Source organism: Paenibacillus anseongensis (genome assembly GCF_009757995.1).
In the GTDB taxonomy this organism is placed as follows: Bacteria; Bacillota; Bacilli; order Paenibacillales; family NBRC-103111; genus Paenibacillus_E; species Paenibacillus_E chondroitinus.
Genome location: NZ_WSEM01000008.1, coordinates 44310 through 61681, shown reverse-complemented (window position 1 = coordinate 61681; position 17372 = coordinate 44310). Strand labels below are relative to the sequence as shown.

14 protein-coding genes are annotated in these 17372 nt (G+C 48.7%); 12 read left to right on the top strand and 2 right to left on the bottom strand.

Annotated elements, in window-relative coordinates; translation table 11 throughout:
* Nucleotides 1-4 precede the first annotated feature (4 nt).
* From GON05_RS08215 to GON05_RS08190, 6 genes are all read left to right on the top strand, one after another.
* The gene (locus GON05_RS08215; protein WP_157318656.1) at nucleotides 5-2062 is read left to right on the top strand and encodes a glycoside hydrolase family 65; all 2058 of its coding nucleotides are present in this window, start codon (nucleotides 5-7) and stop codon (nucleotides 2060-2062) included.
* Between the two features lie 45 nt (nucleotides 2063-2107).
* Nucleotides 2108-3250: an oligogalacturonate lyase family protein gene (locus GON05_RS08210; protein WP_157318655.1), complete on the top strand. Its 1143-nt coding sequence runs from the start codon at nucleotides 2108-2110 to the stop codon at nucleotides 3248-3250.
* 27 nt (nucleotides 3251-3277) lie between these two features.
* Nucleotides 3278-4420 carry a glycoside hydrolase family 88/105 protein gene (locus GON05_RS08205; protein ID WP_157318654.1) on the top strand — a complete coding sequence of 381 codons (1143 nt, stop codon included), beginning with the start codon at nucleotides 3278-3280 and terminating at the stop codon, nucleotides 4418-4420.
* Nucleotides 4401-6860, top strand: coding sequence for a glycosyl hydrolase family 95 catalytic domain-containing protein (locus tag GON05_RS08200; protein WP_309491781.1), 2460 nt, complete (start codon nucleotides 4401-4403; stop codon nucleotides 6858-6860). The genes GON05_RS08205 and GON05_RS08200 overlap by 20 nt, the downstream gene beginning before the upstream one ends.
* Nucleotides 6861-6907: 47 nt before the next feature.
* Entirely contained in the window at nucleotides 6908-7930 is a 1023-nt protein-coding gene (locus GON05_RS08195) for an ornithine carbamoyltransferase (RefSeq protein WP_246238926.1), read from the top strand.
* A 316-nt stretch (nucleotides 7931-8246) separates the two neighbouring features.
* Entirely contained in the window at nucleotides 8247-9158 is a 912-nt protein-coding gene (locus GON05_RS08190; protein ID WP_157318653.1) for an acetamidase/formamidase family protein, read from the top strand.
* A gap of 50 nt (nucleotides 9159-9208) precedes the next feature.
* Here GON05_RS08190 and GON05_RS08185 read toward each other — a convergent pair whose 3' ends face one another.
* Nucleotides 9209-9760, bottom strand: a complete 552-nt coding sequence (locus GON05_RS08185) for a helix-turn-helix domain-containing protein (RefSeq protein WP_127458782.1) — start codon at nucleotides 9758-9760, stop codon at nucleotides 9209-9211.
* Nucleotides 9761-9910: 150 nt separating this feature from the next.
* On the opposite strand from GON05_RS08185, the gene GON05_RS08180 reads away from it, so the two are divergent.
* Genes GON05_RS08180 through GON05_RS08170 form a run of 3 tightly spaced genes read left to right on the top strand, consistent with a single transcriptional unit; the run spans nucleotide 9911 to nucleotide 11762 of the window.
* Nucleotides 9911-10315: a DoxX family protein gene (locus GON05_RS08180; protein ID WP_157318652.1), complete on the top strand. Its 405-nt coding sequence runs from the start codon at nucleotides 9911-9913 to the stop codon at nucleotides 10313-10315.
* A 22-nt stretch (nucleotides 10316-10337) separates the two neighbouring features.
* Complete coding sequence (locus tag GON05_RS08175; RefSeq protein ID WP_157318651.1) at nucleotides 10338-10985, top strand: alpha/beta hydrolase; 648 nt, start codon at nucleotides 10338-10340, stop codon at nucleotides 10983-10985.
* Between the two features lie 6 nt (nucleotides 10986-10991).
* Complete coding sequence (locus GON05_RS08170; RefSeq protein ID WP_157318650.1) at nucleotides 10992-11762, top strand: DODA-type extradiol aromatic ring-opening family dioxygenase; 771 nt, start codon at nucleotides 10992-10994, stop codon at nucleotides 11760-11762.
* A 41-nt stretch (nucleotides 11763-11803) separates the two neighbouring features.
* On the opposite strand, the gene GON05_RS08165 is transcribed toward GON05_RS08170, so the two are convergent.
* On the bottom strand, nucleotides 11804-12958 hold the full coding sequence (locus tag GON05_RS08165; RefSeq protein WP_157318649.1) for an MFS transporter: 1155 nt from the start codon (nucleotides 12956-12958) through the stop codon (nucleotides 11804-11806).
* Nucleotides 12959-13271: 313 nt separating this feature from the next.
* Between GON05_RS08165 and GON05_RS08160 the strand changes: the two genes are divergently transcribed.
* The 3 genes from GON05_RS08160 to GON05_RS08150 all read left to right on the top strand — a co-directional run bounded on the left by GON05_RS08160 (nucleotide 13272) and on the right by GON05_RS08150 (nucleotide 17312).
* On the top strand, nucleotides 13272-14636 hold the full coding sequence (locus GON05_RS08160; protein WP_157318648.1) for an LLM class flavin-dependent oxidoreductase: 1365 nt from the start codon (nucleotides 13272-13274) through the stop codon (nucleotides 14634-14636).
* A 212-nt stretch (nucleotides 14637-14848) separates the two neighbouring features.
* Entirely contained in the window at nucleotides 14849-15862 is a 1014-nt protein-coding gene (locus GON05_RS08155) for a LacI family DNA-binding transcriptional regulator (RefSeq protein WP_157318647.1), read from the top strand.
* A gap of 118 nt (nucleotides 15863-15980) precedes the next feature.
* A complete protein-coding gene (locus tag GON05_RS08150; protein WP_157318646.1) occupies nucleotides 15981-17312 on the top strand; it encodes an ABC transporter substrate-binding protein in 1332 nt (443 codons plus the stop codon).
* Nucleotides 17313-17372 lie beyond the last annotated feature (60 nt).

Below are 17372 nucleotides of genomic sequence, written 5' to 3'. Positions count from 1 at the left end.
AACTATGGACAGACGACAGATCGTACAACGGCATAATCCCGAGTTGAACAAATGGGACCCTTTGTCCCCATTTTCCGTGGGGAACGGTGAATTCGCCTTTAGTGCGGACATCACTGGACTACAGTCATTCCCGGATCAATATGAAGTACCGCTTGGCACACAGTCCAATTGGGGATGGCACTATACGGGCGGTCGAAACCGATTTACGGATCAGGATGTTGAATACCAAATGTTCGAAACGCACGGCAGACTGGTCGGTTACCCGATGAAACCCGGGAGTACAGCGGAGGCTTATCACTGGCTGAGGATGAACCCGCATCGCCTGCAATTAGGCCGAGTTTCTTTTCGCTTCCTGCTGGAATCGGGTGAAGTGGCAGAAGCGGCAGATGTGGCGCCGATCAGCCAGCAGCTCGATCTCTGGTCGGGCGTGTTGACTAGCGTGTATGCCATTCAAGGCGTCCCAGTTCATGTTACCACGGCTTGTCATCCTTCCATTGATGCGATTGCAGTGCGAGTGGAATCAGGTTTAATTGCACAAGGCCGGCTGCAGGTGTTCATGCGTTTCCCGGCGCCTGATATGACGAATACAGGCTGGGCGAAGGCTGTATTTGCCGACTGGGACAACGATGATAGGCACAGGACGGAACTGCGCGAAGGCAGCGGCAACGAAGCCTTGTTGGAACGTACGATGGACGAAGATAAATACGAGGTGCGCTGGGCTTGGAGTGCCGGCAGCCTTACGCGGACAGGAGCGCATGAGTTCACACTGCTCCCTCCATCAGAGCAAGTTGAATTTTTTGAATTTTCTGCAACTTTTGCTCCGGAATCGGCACAAATTGCGCCGTCATTCGAAGAGACGATGGCAGCAAGCAAGCTCCACTGGGAGCAATTTTGGCTCGGCGGGGCGGCAATCGATTTCTCTGGGAGCTCGGATCCCAGAGCCTACGAGCTTGAACGACGCGTTGTTCTGTCGCAGTTTCTGTGCGCTATGCACAGTGGCGGCTCCTTGCCACCGCAAGAGACGGGACTTATGTACAACAGCTGGTTCGGCAAATCCCACTTGGAGATGCATTGGTGGCATGGCGCGCATTTTCCATTGTGGGGACGGGAACATATTTTGCTGAAAAGCATGGATTGGTACAGCCGGATTTTACCGGTTGCTCGCGAGCTCGCTCAATCGCAAGGATACGAAGGCGCCCGCTGGCCCAAAATGGTGGACTTTGAAGGAAAACCGTGCCCTTCGCCTGTCGCGCCAGGGTTGATCTGGCAGCAGCCGCACCCGATGACGCTCGCGGAGCTATGTTACAAAGCTCAGCCGACAAGAGAGCTGCTGGAGCGTTTCCGCGATATTGTTTATGAATCGGCGGATTTTATGGTCTCTTATGCGCATTGGGACGAAGCAAAGCAAGTTTACGATCTAGGCCCGCCATTAATCCCGGCGCAGGAGTGTCACTCGCTTGCAGGCAGTAAAAATCCTCCGTACGAGCTCGAGTACTGGAAATATGGCCTGAAGATTGCGATTCGTTGGGCGGAGCTTTTGCAGGAAACGCCTCATGCGAAGTGGGTGCAGGTTGCCGGAATGATGGCCAATCCTCCACAGGCTGAGGGGGTATATCTGGCCCATGAGCTGTGTCCGGATACTTTTACAGCTAAGAATCATGATCATCCATCCATGCTCGGTGCGCTTGGCGTTTTACCTGGTACGATGATTGATCGTGAAGTGATGCTTAACACCCTGTTGAAGGTGAAAGAGGTGTGGAAATGGGGCTCCGCCTGGGGATGGGACTTCCCGATGTGCGCCATGACGGCAGCAAGGCTTGGTGAACCGGATCTCGCAGTCGACTTCCTGTTGCTGGATGCTGCCAAAAATACGTATTTAACCAATGGCCACAACTATCAGAGGCCTGGTTTATCAGCGTATTTGCCAGGTAACGGAGGGCTACTGACAGCTGTTGCAATGATGGCTGCCGGCTGGGAAGGTGGCTCGAACTTGAATAACCCGGGTTTTCCGCAAGATGGCAGCTGGAACGTGAAATGGGAAGGATTGAAACCTTGGTTGTAGGTCAACTTGCAGGTTGAACGAAATGGATAATCAGGAGGAGAACGCATGGGAAAAGGAACAATATGGCCCTCGGAACGCAAATCGGCAACGGACCGGTTCACTGGCCTTGAAGTGATACAGCTGACGGATTACAAGTCACACAGCCATCATTTATATTTTACGGAAAGTGGTTGGTATGACGAGGAACAGCGTCTTATTTTCGTCTCGGATCGTGGCAACAGTACGAATTTGTACAGCATGCATGTGGAGAGCGGAGAGATTACCCAGCTGACTAATTACCCGGGAAATGATCATATCGATGCTTGTTTGCTGCCGGATGGGAGCGCTGTATATATTAAGCTCGGAACGCGGATTATTCGCCTTGATTTACTCGGAGATTTTGATGAAAAAGTCGTTTATGAAGCGCCACAGGGATATCACCTCGGTAATGTAAGCGCCAGCGCTGATGGACAGCATGTCTGTACTTGTGTCCAAGAAGACTTGTCGCACCGGATTCGACTGGATCTCGGCAACGGTTATGTGGGGCATCGAGAACTCATGGAAGCGGCTCCCCACAGCATGATCATACGCATTGACGCAGTGAATGGCGGCGCTGAAACCATTTATGAAGCACATCGCTTTATTACGCATATCAATGCGTCTCCCAAGGAGCCTTGGCTGATGACCTTTTGTCATGAGGGACCTTGGCACTTGGTTGATCATCGCATTTGGGGACTGGATTTACGCACTGGCGAAGCGTGGAAAATTCGTGAGCGTTTTGAGCCGGAGGAGAAGGTCGGCCATGAATTTTTTTATCCCGACGGCGTAACGATTGGCTACCATGGGTTCCGTACAAACGGAACGAATTTCTTTGGCAGCATCCGGTATGACAATACAGAGCTGGAAGAAACGGAATTTCATTTTGATACGTGGCATGGTTATGCAGACGGTTTGGGGCAAGCGATCGTTGACGGCAAAAGTGCGGTGAAGACGCTGAGCATTTGGCGAAAACAGGACGGCGTTTACGACGGACCTCGTATGCTGTGCGAGCTGCGCTGCAGCTTTCATTCGCAGAAAGTGCATGCTCATCCGCGTTTTGATGCGCAAGGCAAGCGTGTGCTATTTACGAGCGACAAGAACGGATATGGAAATTTGTATTTGGTTCATGTTCCGGAAGATTTTACCGTATTGCCGTTATTCACGCCATAACAAATGAAGCGAGAGGGGGCATAAGCCATGAAGGCTTCCATGCTGAATACGAAAATCGAACGAATGTCCGTCAAGGTCGGCGAAGCGATTTTGTCGCACAGTCAAGACGGTTACCACCCGAAAATGGCCAACCAATGGGGATATGTCGCAGGAATGGCGCTAGCAGCCATCGATAAGCTGGGGGATTGGACTGGCGATGCGAAATATCATGATTTCGTCAAGCGGCATATGGACGTGTTTATTCAAGAAGATGGCTCGATACGTGGTTACAAGCTTAACGATTACAACCTTGATCATATTAATAAAGGAAAAAACCTTTTCCGTTTATGGAGGGAAACAGGCGAAGCAAAATATGAGGCTGCGGCGCGTTTGCTGATTACTCAGCTTGTCGGTCAACCCCGTACGAGTGAAGGTGGATTTTGGCATAAAAAAATATATCCCTTCCAAATGTGGTTGGACGGCTTATATATGTCTTCGCCCTTTATGGCTGAATATGCCCACACCTTCCAAGACAACAGCTGGTTCGATGAGGTCGCTCATCAGTTGCTGCTGGTCGAGCGGCATACGCGCAATCCGCAAACGGGTTTGCTGCATCATGCCTGGGACGAAACCCAAGAGCAGCGGTGGTGCGCTAATGGAACAGGCCAATCGAGACATGTATGGGGTCGGGCCATGGGCTGGTATGCCATGGCGCTGGTGGATGCGCTTGAGTATTTTCCAATCGGGCACCCGAAACGCGGACAGCTCATGGGCATTTTTGAAAGGATGGTCAATAGCGTTGTACGTGCGCAGGATCAAGAAAGCGGAGTTTGGTACCAGGTCATGGATTGCAATGGCCAGCAAGGGAACTATCTGGAGTCGTCGGGTTCCTGCATGCTGACTTATGCGATTGCGAAGGGAATTAGGCTGCACTATTTGGCGGAAATCGACCGGAGTGTTGTAGAACGGGCTTATGAAGGTATCCTGCAGCGTTTTGTGACGGAAGATGAGCAGGGTGTGCATCTGCATCAGATTTGTCATGGTGCGGGCCTTGGCGGCCGTAAATACCGGGACGGCTCTTACGCGTATTATTTGAGCGAAGCGATCGTAAGCGATGTGTTGATGGGGGTTGCTCCGCTGCTGCTTGCCACGCTTGAGATGGAGCAGCTGCGTGAGTCGTGTGCGGAATGAGATGCCGGATCAACTGGAAAATCGCAACGAAGATCAGCTGACGATGAGCTACCCGGCCTCCTGGTGGCGGAATATGTGGCGCGAGGCACTGCCTGCCGGCAACGGCGTGCTTGGCGCGTCCGTATTCGGTGGTGTTCAGGAGGAGACGGTGCTACTCAACCATGCGAAGTTGTGGCACTGGGGACAGCGAGATGAGCTTCCCGATGTCAGCTTCACGCTTGAGCGGACGCGGAAGTTAATGGATGAGGGGCGCTATCAGGAAGCGAGTTGGCAGCTGGCGAATGCCCTGAAAGAGCAGGGATACGGGACGAAGCTGGCCTCCCGATTTCCACTGGCCGCCATCCGTCTGACGATGCCTAGCAAGCAGGCTTTTCGCGGATACAGCCGTACGCTTGATATGGATAGCGGCGAAATAACGGTGGCTTGGAAGGACGGGGACTGCCGATATAAGCGGATGCTGTTCGTTTCCCGTGCCGATAATTGCATCGTATATGCGATTGACGGAATAGGGGGGAGCGGCATAACCGGAGAAATCGGTCTGCAGCTTCATCCAAGCGACCGCTGGGCGGATGCGCCGGAGTTCAAGGAGCTGGAGAGCTCCGTGGAAACAGGGGCGGATGAAGTTTATGCGTGGTATTCGGCAGCTAACGATGATGGAACCGATTTTGGCGCTGTGCTGAGGGTTGTGCAGGAAGGCGGACAAACAGATGGAGCAGATGGCGCAATCCGTTTCACGGGAGCAAGCCGAGTGCTTGTGCTGGTTAAAGTTTTTACACATGGGAAGCGAGCGGAAGATTGGCCTCGTTTGAAGTTGGAGCTTGCCGATCTGCTTCGTGATGAGGAAATGGGCGCTGGCGCTGTTTATGAAAGCTTGCTGGAACGGCATGTCGCGCTGCATCGACCGCTTTATCGCTCGGCGCAGCTTGTTCTGGGTGATGAAGAGCCGGACTCGCGCTCGAACGAGCGGTTGCTGCTGGATGCCTATGAAGGAGAAGCTTCTGAGACCCTCATCCGAAAAATGTGGGCTTACGGCAGGTATCTATTCCTTAGTGGCACCTCAACGGCGGAGGAAGCTGAGCCCTTCGGTTTGTATGGATTATGGGGAGGAGACTATCGTCTGGTCTGGAGCCATAACATGGCTAACGAGAACATCCAGATGATGTATTGGCATGCGCATGTCGGTGGATTAAGCGAGCTGGTTCCCTCGCTATTCCGGTATTACGAGTCGCTGATTGAGGATTTCCGCGATAATGCCCGCAAGCTGTACCGCTGCCGGGGAATCTACATACCAGCAGGCACGACAGCAGGCGTAGGAGTTCCCAGTCAAATCGTACCGGTTATTTTAAACTGGACGGGAGCGGCTGGATGGTTGGCACAACATTATGTTGAGTACGCTAAGTTTACGCAAGAAGCCGGCTTCCTGGAAGAGCGAGCGCTGCCGTTCATGAGAGAAGCCCTGCAATTTTATAAAGATTTCCTTGTCCTTGACGAAAGTGGCCAATACAAGATTTACCCTTCTGTATCACCGGAAAATACACCGCTCAATTACATGCCGAAGGACGGCAAGCCGCTGGCGCATCCGATGCCTACAGCGATAAATGCGACGATGGATATCGCCATTTTGAAGGAATTGTTGCGGCATTTGATAGAGGCGGTTCAAGCGGTTGGGGATGACCGGAAGGAAGTTGAGGAATGGCAGGAGATGTTGGATCGTCTGCCTGCTTATCGGGTGAACGGTGACGGAGCGGTGAGCGAGTGGGTGCATACAGACTTCGAGGACCGGTATGCTCACAGGCATTTGTCACATCTGTACCCTGTATTTCCAGGGCACGAAGTGACCAGGGAGACGGATTCCGCCCTGTTTCAAGCTTTTGAGACGGCAGTGAGAAAACGTGAAATTGGGGCGCAAACCGGTTGGTCATTCGCGCACATGGCCGCGATTTATGCTCGTTTTGGCGATGGTGACGGCTCGCTGGACTGCCTGGATATGATGTCGAGAGCCAGCCTGCTGCCCAACTTGTTCACGCTGCATAATGATTGGCGGGGGATGGGGCTGTCGATGAACATGCCGACGGCGCCCGTGCAGCTCGATGCCAATCTGGGTTGGGTGAACGCCATTCAAGAGATGCTGCTCCAGGTATCGCCGGGAATTATCAAGCTGCTGCCTGCGCTGCCCGGAAGATTGAAGCGAGGGAAATTATCCCGTTGGAGATTTCATACGGGCAAAGTCGCTATGGAGTGGGACACCGAGTCAGGGATGTTCCGAGCGGAGCTGATTGCAGACGGGGAGACGGATACCGTCATCAAGCTGCCGGATTGGGTGCGCACCAGCACAGTTACTGGTGGGCACGTTGTGAGGTCTCCACTAGGGGAGAACTACTATTCGGTTAAAATGAAGCGGGGGGATCAGCCGGTGATTTTTGAGACTGCGGGATGTTGATTTCATTTGCAGTCGCCGATGACGGGAATGAATAGGGTTGAAATGTAATGATCCAACCGTTGACACCGGTTTATTCCTGCAATAGAATGAATTTATATTCATTTTTATGTATTAATATACAGGACGGTGATCGCGTGACTCCTCATTTATTGTCTTTAAAAGAACTCGACAAGGAAACCTTGTCAGCCATTATTCAAAAGGGGATTGAAATCAAGCGCAATCCAACTGATTTTTACCACTCATGCGAAAGAAAAGGGCTATTCATGCTTTTTCAGAAAACTTCGACCCGAACCAATTTATCCTTCCAGTCTGGCATAAACCAAATGGGCGGTTACGCTGTAACCATGGATTGGGATTCGAGTAATTTTAGCCTATCCCCAATTCAGTATGAAGTTCGTTATGCCTCAAGAAACTGTGATGTTATCATGGCTCGTTTAAAGAAGCATGCTGATTTACTGGAGTTAGCGAAATATTCGAGTGTCCCTGTCATTAATGGATGCTGTGATAAATACCACCCGTGTCAGGCATTAGCTGATTTGATGACGATCTACGAAGTAAAAGGCAGCTTTGATGGCGTAACTTTAACCTATGTAGGGATCCATAATAATGTTGCAAATTCCCTGGTAGCAGGTTGTGTGACGTTAGGCATTAAACTGCTCTTAATAACTCCGATCGTGAATGAAGCATCATGGGATGAAGAACTGATGCGTACGGCTTATGCAAGTGGATGCGTTGAAACTTTGAGCAGTATGTCTGAGGCTATTAGCAGAACGGATTTTATTTATACCGACACTTGGGTTGATATGGAGCATTTTTATGATGCCGACTATCAGGAGGAGAAAAATAGAAGGATTCGCACCATGATGCCATTTCAAATTAATAAGCAAAATTTAAGCGGATATTCTCCTTACATCATGCACGATATGCCCATTCATCCCGGCTATGAAATCGAAGAGGATTTGATTGAGTCGGAGCACTCTATTATTTATCAGCAGGCTGAGAATAGAATGCATGTTCAAAAGAGCTTGTTATGGCATTTGTTAGAAGCTAAAACGTTGGTGGGTAGCTGACTTTGGTGCATCTGGCGGGGACGGTCGTTCCTCAAGGGTGTGTCGTTGGCGAGGGAGGGGAACTACGGGGCACTATTTAAACTAAATCCGCCACTTGGATCAGGGAAAGGGAACTAAGAGACGCTATTTTGCTGTTCTCTGGAGGAAAGCAGCACGTTTGAGACGAAATAGGACCCTGTAGTTCCCCTGAGGCCCTGATATGCCGCGTTTTGTCTGAAATAAGGGAACCGAGTTCCCCTAATTGTGGCGCACCGAGTAGGAAAATTATAACAACTGTCGAATCAATAGTTGATCCTATCGAGATGGAGGAGTAGCCATGATTCATACGTTCAACCCTCAGCTTTATTATCATACAATGGGCAGTCATCCCCCTGTATTGACGGTGCATGATGGGGATACGGTCATTACCTCAACAGTTGATGCGAGAGGCTGGGACCAAAATGGTGAAAGTGCAGCAGATCGCGGGAATCCGATGACAGGTCCTTTCTATGTCGAAGGGGCGATGCCCGGCGATACGCTAGCGATTCGATTCGAGTCCATAACACCGAACCGAGAGTGGGCATGGACAACCAATATGCTTGCTCCAGCCGTTATTGATCCAGCTGTTGCGGCTACATTGCCGGCATCGGAAATCGTGCATTGGACGGTGGATGTCGCTCAGGGAGTTGCATATTTGAAGGAGCCAACGCCGGGACTGGCCCAATTGAAGCTGCCTCTGCGGCCTTTTTTAGGTTGTTTTGGTGTTGCCCCCTCCAAAGGGCAGTTCATCTCAACGGCTACAAGTGGCGAATACGGCGGAAACATGGACTACAAAGGTCTGGTCGCAGGCACTACCGTCTATTTTCCAGTGTCGGCTGAAGGCGCGTTGTTTTATTTGGGTGATGGTCATGCTTTGCAAGGTGATGGAGAAATCATCGGCACAGGTCTCGAAATATCCATGGATGTTAGGTTCACAGTCAGCGTTCAAAAGGGTAAAACGATCAGCTGGCCGCGGGGCGAAACCGACACGTTTTGGTTTTGTATCGGCAACGCACGGCCGCTTGATCAGGCGCTTCAACATGCAACGACCGAGATGTTACGGCTGCTGCAGGAAGATTGCGGCTTAACCTCTTCGGAAGCCAGCTTGTTGATGGGGCAAGCCGTTGAATATGAAATTGCGAACATGTTCAACCCCGCTTACAGTGTAGTCTGCAAATTGCCGAAAGCAGTATTAGCGGCATTGGTCTAATGAAAAAGAAAGCCCCCAAACCTGGCTGTAAGCTAGGTTTGAGGGCTTTTTTAAATAAACTCTCGTCCACCGTCAGTCTCTGTATAAATAGAGATCAGCACGATTGCGATGTCATCTCCTATGTTTCTCACCACATGAGGCGTGCAGGCGTTCCAACTGAACGAATCGCCTTCTCCGAATTCTGCCGCATCTTCACCCTGCTCCGCATGCACTCTTCCTTTGATAACGACATGAACCTCCTCACCTTCGTGAGCATGAGGCAACTCTCCCGTTGAGGCACCCACAGGAAATTCGACCAACATCATCCTGACATTTTTTGTAGAGCTCAAATGCTCCACCTTCAAATGGTCAGAACCACTTGTCGTAATTCTTCGCTCATCCTTGCGGACAATATGCATGCGATCCTCTTTCTTCAAGAGCAAATAAGCCAAAGGTACCTTTAGAACCTGTGCGATATTTTCAAGTGTAGAAATGGAGGGGGAAGTTTTGTTCGTTTCAAGCTGGCTCATGAAGCCTTGTGATAAGCCGGTTTCTTCACAAATTTGGGCAATCGTAATATTCTTGCGCTTTCGAATAGCCCGTATCGTTGAGCCGATGTCCATCCCGACAGCACCTCGCATTAAATATTAGTAATACAAAACTTAATTACATATTAGCAAAATTTCTGTTGACATGCTAGGGTGTAGTATATTAAATTACTCATATAAACTTTAATTTTATATTACTTATATTTTAAGGAGAGGATAATTAGAATGACAAAAACAGCATTTGTTTCGATGATTATGCGTGTGTTAATGGGAATTATTTTTATCTCCCACGGAATTGCCAAGTTTCAAATGGGACTAAGCAATGTAGAAGGATGGTTCAGTTCTATCGGTATTCCTGGATTTATGGCCTATGCGGTTGCGGGGCTTGAGCTTGTGGGCGGAATTATGCTCCTTGTGGGATTGTTTACACGTTATGTATCAGGTTTGTTCGTATTGATGCTAATCGGCGCGATTATTACCGCGAAGCTTTCCGTTGGACTTCTTGGCAATGCACAATCGCCAGGCTACGAGCTTGATCTCGGCTTTCTGTTGATTTCGTTATACTTAGTTGTCGCAGACATGTCTCCACTTTCAGTCGACAGGTTTATTATGAGAAAACATAGCGCGTAACATACAACAAAGGAGGATTATGATGAATCCGGTGTATCCATATGATGTGCATGTACCAGCGAATATAGACCCAGGCAAAAAATACCCTGTCATTTTTACTTTGCATGGCAAAGGCTCCAACGAGAAAAATATGTTTAGCCTGGTCGCTCCGCTAGCTGACGACTTCATTATTATCGGCATTCGCGGCAATTTACCTCTTGGCTCGGGTTATCAGTACTATAGTTTGAAAAGTTTAGGAAATCCCATTCGGGAGATGTTTGACGAAGCGATAAAAAACCTTGAAGCATTCATTCAATATGCAACAGAAAAGTATCCGATCGACCGGAGCAAACGTTATTTGCTGGGCTTTAGCCAAGGTGCGATCTTATCGATGTCGCTTGCGCTTACGATGGGTGATCAGTTGAAGGGGATCGTTGCGCTGAACGGGTACATTCCTGATTTTGTGAAGACTGAGTATGCTTTGAAAAGCGTGAAGGAAGTATCCGTATTTCTCTCGCATGGCGAGTACGACTCCATTTTTCCTGTTCGGATTGGCCATGAGTCTGCAGCGTATTTCCAAGATCAGACGCCGCGCTTAACGTTTCATTTATATCCTACGGACCATGGCGTATCGGAAGAAAACCAGCTTGATTTTCTAAATTGGCTTAAAAATGACTACAAAGGAGTGTGAAGAGGCATGATGCCTTCCTATTTTTTCGCGCATGGCGCGCCGTCGATTGTGCTTGAGGATAACGCATATACACAACTGTTAAAGCACTTTAAGGAGCATACACCTAAACCTAAAGCGATTGTCCTTTTTTCCGCTCATTGGGAGGAAACGGTGCAGAGTGTAAGTGCTGCTGAAACGTATGAAACCATTTATGATTTTGGCGGGTTCCAGGATGAACTTTATCAAATGACGTATCCGGCCAAAAGTGACCGCTCTCTGGTAGAACAGATTCAAAAGCTGTTTGAGCAGCAAGGCATTCAAAATGTTCGAAACGAGCAGCGAGGACTCGACCACGGGGCTTGGGCTGTATTGAAGCTGCTGTATCCTGATGCGGACATTCCGGTCGTCGCTTTATCCGTGAACCGGAATTTGCCTAACGAACAGCAATATCAAATTGGTAAAGCATTGGCAGCGCTCAGAGAGCAGGATGTTCTCATTATCGGCAGCGGCGGCACCGTCCACAATTTGAGAAAATTGAATTGGCGGTCTGGTGGTATTGATGAGTGGGCAGAGCAGTTCGACAGCTGGCTCCAAAACAAGCTTGAGGCATGGGACACGGAAGCGTTGTTTCAGTATCGCGAACTTGCGCCTTTCGCCCAGGAAGCCGTGCCGACGAGCGAACACTTTATCCCGTTGCTTCTCGCGATGGGAACCGGGGACTCCAATCGTCAGGCGAAGCTGCTTCATCGCAGCTATCAGTATGGCAATTTGAGCTTAAGCTGCTGGCAGTTTAATTAAAACAGGAAGGCAGTCGACGATAAATCGGCTGCCTTTTTCAATTAAGCCGCGCTCCCATCCGGATCAGGCTTTATCGTAAATAAAGCCAAAACAGCCGCAAGCACACAAAACCCGGTAATCGTATAGAACATAAAGTGAGGTGAGATTTTCACCAGGATGGCAGCAAGAGGAGGACCAATCGCCACACCAATAAATCGCATGGAGCTATAAATCGAAGTGATGGTTCCGCGCTCACTCTTATCAATGCCTTCCGTGATCATAGCATCCATACATGGCAAGGTTACGCCGATTCCGATTCCTCCCACACTAATTAAACCTATTAGCCAAGAGATGCCATGCAGCATACCACTTATGATAAAACTAGCGGCAGCTAAGGTGATTCCGCCAAATGTGATCCATTTCATCAGCATTTTATTTTTACCAATTCGTTTACCGGTAATGAATGAGGCTATGCACAAGGCAGCCGATGGGATTGCTAGAATACAGCCTTTAATGATCCCTTTCGCATGGTATTCATCCTCAAGCGTGTCAGACAGGTAAAACAACGTTCCGAAGATAGCGAGCATACATATACATCCGATAGCAAAAATGGCCAATAACCATTTCCCGTTATCGATGAAAATTTGTTTCAAATGGGTTCGAAATTGGGCAAAGGTGACCTTTTCGTCTTTCTTTTTACCAGGCGATTTGACCAGAAAGGCTACTAATATAGCGGAAATCACACAAAGAACCGGAATGGCAAGAAAGGGAGCAAACCATACCATTAAGGCAAGGGCAGATCCCAGTATGGGGCTAAGAACTTTGCCAAAGGTATTCGCGGTCTCCACGACGCCCAGACTGCTGCTTACATCACTTTCTTTTTTGAAAATATCGCCAACAAGCGGCAGCACGATTGGAAAAGCACCTGCTGCACCTATGCCTTGCAAGAATCGGCCTAACATGATAACCAAGTAAGGATTTTCGATCCACCAAGCGCCTAAACCACAAATTAGCCCGCCAATTCCAGTAACGATCAGACTCGGGATAATAATGATCTTCCTGCCAAAGCGATCGGAGAGGTAACCGGCAACAGGGATAAGTAGGATGGCTACGGCGGAGTAGATCGTTATCAATAAGCTCACCTGGAGAGACGTTATTCCTAATTTGCTGCGAATGGAGGGCAGCACAGGGATAAGCATTGAATTTCCTAGTGTCATAATAAGTGGTATAGAAGCAATTGATACAAGGTCCCACTTTTTATTTTCCACCTATTACACCTAGCCTTCTTAATTTAATTGCTTGTATGAGATCTGTACGACTAATTTACTATTCCCCTATTTATATGCCCAAACCAAAACTCATTTATCCCACTTGTATAATCGGATTAACTGTTGTAAAATTATGAGAATTATCGTTATCAGCCAATTGGTTAACCAAAGGCTCCCTAACATAAGGTCTCCGTACAAGTTCCATGTGCGGTTGTCCTTAGTCGGGAGCTTTTTCTAATTTCACACATAAGGTGGTATCGTTATGAGCAAAAAACAACGTCAACTTCATCTGAACTTGTTCGTTTCCCCGATGGGACACCATGAGGCTGCTTGGCGGCATCCGCAGTCGAACCTCGATCAGCTGCTTGATTTCTCCTTGTACCAGCGCCTGGCTGCAAAAGCGGAAGCAGCGAAGCTGGATTCGCTGTTTTTTGCGGACCGGGTCGCGACCAGTCCAAACGCGGCCAAGTATGGGGCGATCGGCGGGTATGAACCGCTGACGCTTCTGTCGGCACTTGCCGTGGTCACGCAGCGAATCGGGCTGATCGCGACTGTGTCCACGAGCTTCAACGAGCCGTTTAATCTGGCTCGGAGGTTTGCCTCACTCGACCATCTTAGCCGCGGCCGCGCCGGTTGGAACATCATTACATCCGGAACGGATGCGGAAGCGCAAAATTTCAATTATGAGCAAATCCCGGAACATGCTGCGCGTTATGAGCGAGCGAGGGAGTTTTTGGACGTAGCTACGAAGTTGTGGGATAGCTGGGAAGACGATGCCCTTGTAAGAGACAAGGAAGCAGGCGTTTTTGCCGATAGTTCCAAGGTTCATGAGCTTAACCATAAAGGGGATCACTTTTCCGTGAAGGGGCCGCTGAACATATCTCGTGGACCACAGGGGCGGCCGCTGCTCGTCCAAGCCGGTTCTTCGCAGAATGGCAGACATTTCGCTGCGGAGTATGCGGAGGCGATTTTCACGGCTCAGCAAACTTTTGAAGAAGCGGAGTCGTTCTACAGAGATATGAAGCAGCGGGCGGTTCAGCTGAATCGGTTGCCGGAACATATCGTCATCCTGCCGGGAATTTGCCCGATTATCGGGCGCACCGAGGAGGAAGCCAAAGAGAAGGAAGCTAAGCTCGTGGAGCTCTCTAACCCGGCTCACAGCTTGTTGATGCTATCCAATCGAATCGGCTTTGATCTGACGGGTTATCCATTGGACGGCCCGATGCCACAGCTTCCGGTTGAAGAAGTGAGAGGCCATCAAAGCCGCACCAGCTTGATTGTCGAGATGGCTCATCGCGAGAATCTGACGCTGCGCCAGGTGTTGGAACGCCTGGCCGGAGGGCGCGGTCATCGGACAATAACCGGCACGCCTCAGCAAATTGCCGATGTGATGGAGCATTGGTTCCAGAATGGTGCTGCCGACGGCTTCAATATTATGCCGCAGCTGATGGCAGGCGGGCTGGAGGATTTCTTGGACCTCGTCGTTCCCGAGCTGCAGCGCAGAGGACTGTTCCGAACGGAGTATACGGGTACAACCCTTCGTGATCACTACGAGCTTCCGTATCCGAGCAGTCAGTTTGCGGAAACCTCGCATTCTAGGAATGAAACGAAGTGGTACAGCGCATGATAAAATGCAAGTTTCAATCGGATAAACGGAGCCGCGCTTATTTTGCAGGCTCCGTTTTCATGAAATTCGTATAACCTATTGATATTCTTATTAAACCAAGTATAATAGTTGAGTGTTTATCTGATATCCGCTGAAAATATGTTGTGGAACAATCCGGATAGCTTTGATATGATAAATGAAAAGCTTTTCACAACAACTTACAGGTGATTAAGATGAAATCGACGATTAAAGATGTGGCCAAAAAAGCCAATGTTTCCATAAGTACAGTTTCACGAGTACTAAATAACCCTGAGATTGTAGCTAAGGACAAGCGTGATAAGATCTTGGAAGCGATCAAAGAGTTGAATTATACGCCCAATGCGCTAGCACGCGGATTAATTCACAAGCGCACCCAGACGTTAGGCGTTCTTATCCCGGATATCTCCAACTTATTTTATGCGGAATTGATTAAAGGGATGGAAGATGCTGCGAGAGAGAGTGGCAATAATTTAATTATCTGTAACACAGATAACAATCAGAACCAAAGGAATGCCAGCTTTAAAGTATTAAGTGAAAAACAAATCGATGGCATTATTTTTACGAGTGAGCCTGTTTTTCCAGACAGCTATGAACTTTTTAAGCAACTGGGAGTACCTATTGTACTTGCAGCCACTCATAGCCTGGAGTATGAGATTCCTTCCGTAAAAGTGAATGACGAGCAGGCTGCATTTGATGCAACCGAATACTTGATCCGCCAAGGGCATCGCCACATTGGGATGATTAGCGGCTCTATGCTCGATCCAATCTCAGGGCTGCCAAGAATTCAAGGGTTTCTTCGAGCATTAAGAACACATGGCATTGATCTTAATCCCGATACATGTATCGAGTATGGGAATTATCATTTTAGTGACGGGTACGAGGCTGTCAAAAGACTGCATAAGAAATTTCCGGACATGACGGCGGTTTTTGCGACAAGCGATGAAAGAGCACTCGGGTGCATATCCTATCTGCATGAAAACAACATTAAAGTGCCAGATGACATATCAGTCATCGGCTTTGACAATACAAGGATGGCGGGAATGTGTTTTCCTAAACTGACAACAGTCGCTCAGCCCTTGTATGAAATGGGGCAATTGGTCATTCGGAAGCTGGATCGTATGATTAATGGCGAGCCATTGGAAGAGCTGAGGACCTATATGACTCATTGGATTGAAGAGCGAGAGACCGTGTATAACTTAAAGCAATAAAAGGGTATCTCGTGGGAAAGGGATTCGGTTGATCTGTTTCCCGGTATTCTCTGAAAAGCTTTTCAGAAATTCAAGTCAGATGAATTATTATAAAAAACAACATCAGGAGGTTATACATATGTTGAAAAAAGCAGCAACGAATACGGCACTGTTACTATCATTAATTATGGCACTGAGCGCGTGCGGAAGCAGCACTTCCGGGAACCAATCGGAGCCTTCGAAAGATCAGCCCAAAGAAACCGCCAAGGCAGCCGAATCTCAATCACCATCCAATGAAAAGGTGAAAATTGTTTTTAGCCAAGGAGCGGATCAAACAGAGGGAACGAAGAAGTTGATCGCTGCTTTTCAAGCCAAGCATCCAAACATTGAGGTTGAAGTACGCGAATTTCCTAACGATTCATCGCAAATGCATGATCAGCTTGTCACGATTTTGGGCGGAAAATCTGCTGAAATAGATGTTGTCAACCTTGATGTCGTTTGGCCTGCTGAATTTGCGCAAGCTGGGTTTCTGCTGCCCCTTGACCGTTTCATTGAGGGAGATAAGATTGAAACAAGCAAATATTTAAAAGGTGGCATTGACGCTGGTTACTTTAACGGTCAGCAATGGGCACTTCCTCGTTACAATAACGCGGGGCTATTATACTACCGGAAAGATTTGGTGAAAGAAGTACCGAAAACATGGGATGATCTGCTCAAACAAGCTGAACAATTGAAAGGCCAAGGCGGTACGAAATACGGCTTCGTCACTCAGGCTAAGCAATATGAAGGTTTGGCTGTGAGCTTCACGGAACTTGTCGCTTCTTACGGTGGGAATATCATCGATGACAAGGGGAATGTCGTAGTCAATAGTCCCGAGGCTCTGAAAGGATTGAAAAAACTCATTCAAATTTCGAAGTCATCGGCCGTTCCGTCGAACCTGAATACCTTTACTGAAAAAGAAACATTGAATGCCTTTATCGAAGGCAGCGCCGTATTCGCCCGTCATTGGCCGGCACTCTATGCACAAGCCAACGATCCAAAGGTATCAAAAGTCGTAGGTAATGTAGGTATTGCTCCTCTACCGGCGGGAGATGCCCGCTCAGCTGCAGCGCTAGGTGGTTGGTTGGCAGCAATCAATAAATATTCGAAGCATCCGAAGGAAGCATGGGAATTCTTGAAATTCGCGGTAAGTGCTGAAGGGGAAAAAATAATTGCCGTGAACAGCACACAAACGCCAACCTATTTACCATTGTTTGATGACGCAGATGTTCAAAAGGCAAGCCCATTATTCGCTAGCCGTGATTTTGTAAACAGTCTGGGAAGTGCTATTCCACGTACGATTACACCTCAATACGCTAAGATTTCCAGTGTCATTCAGGTGGAAGTTTCCAAGGCGATAGCTGGCGAGCAGACGCCGGAACAGACGCTTGCCAATTTGGAAAATCAGATCAAGCAAGCTGTCAGTAAGTAAGAACCAGTAGAGAGGGGTCTTCCGACCATGGTGTGACCCTTCTTTTGCTTTTATTCGCTC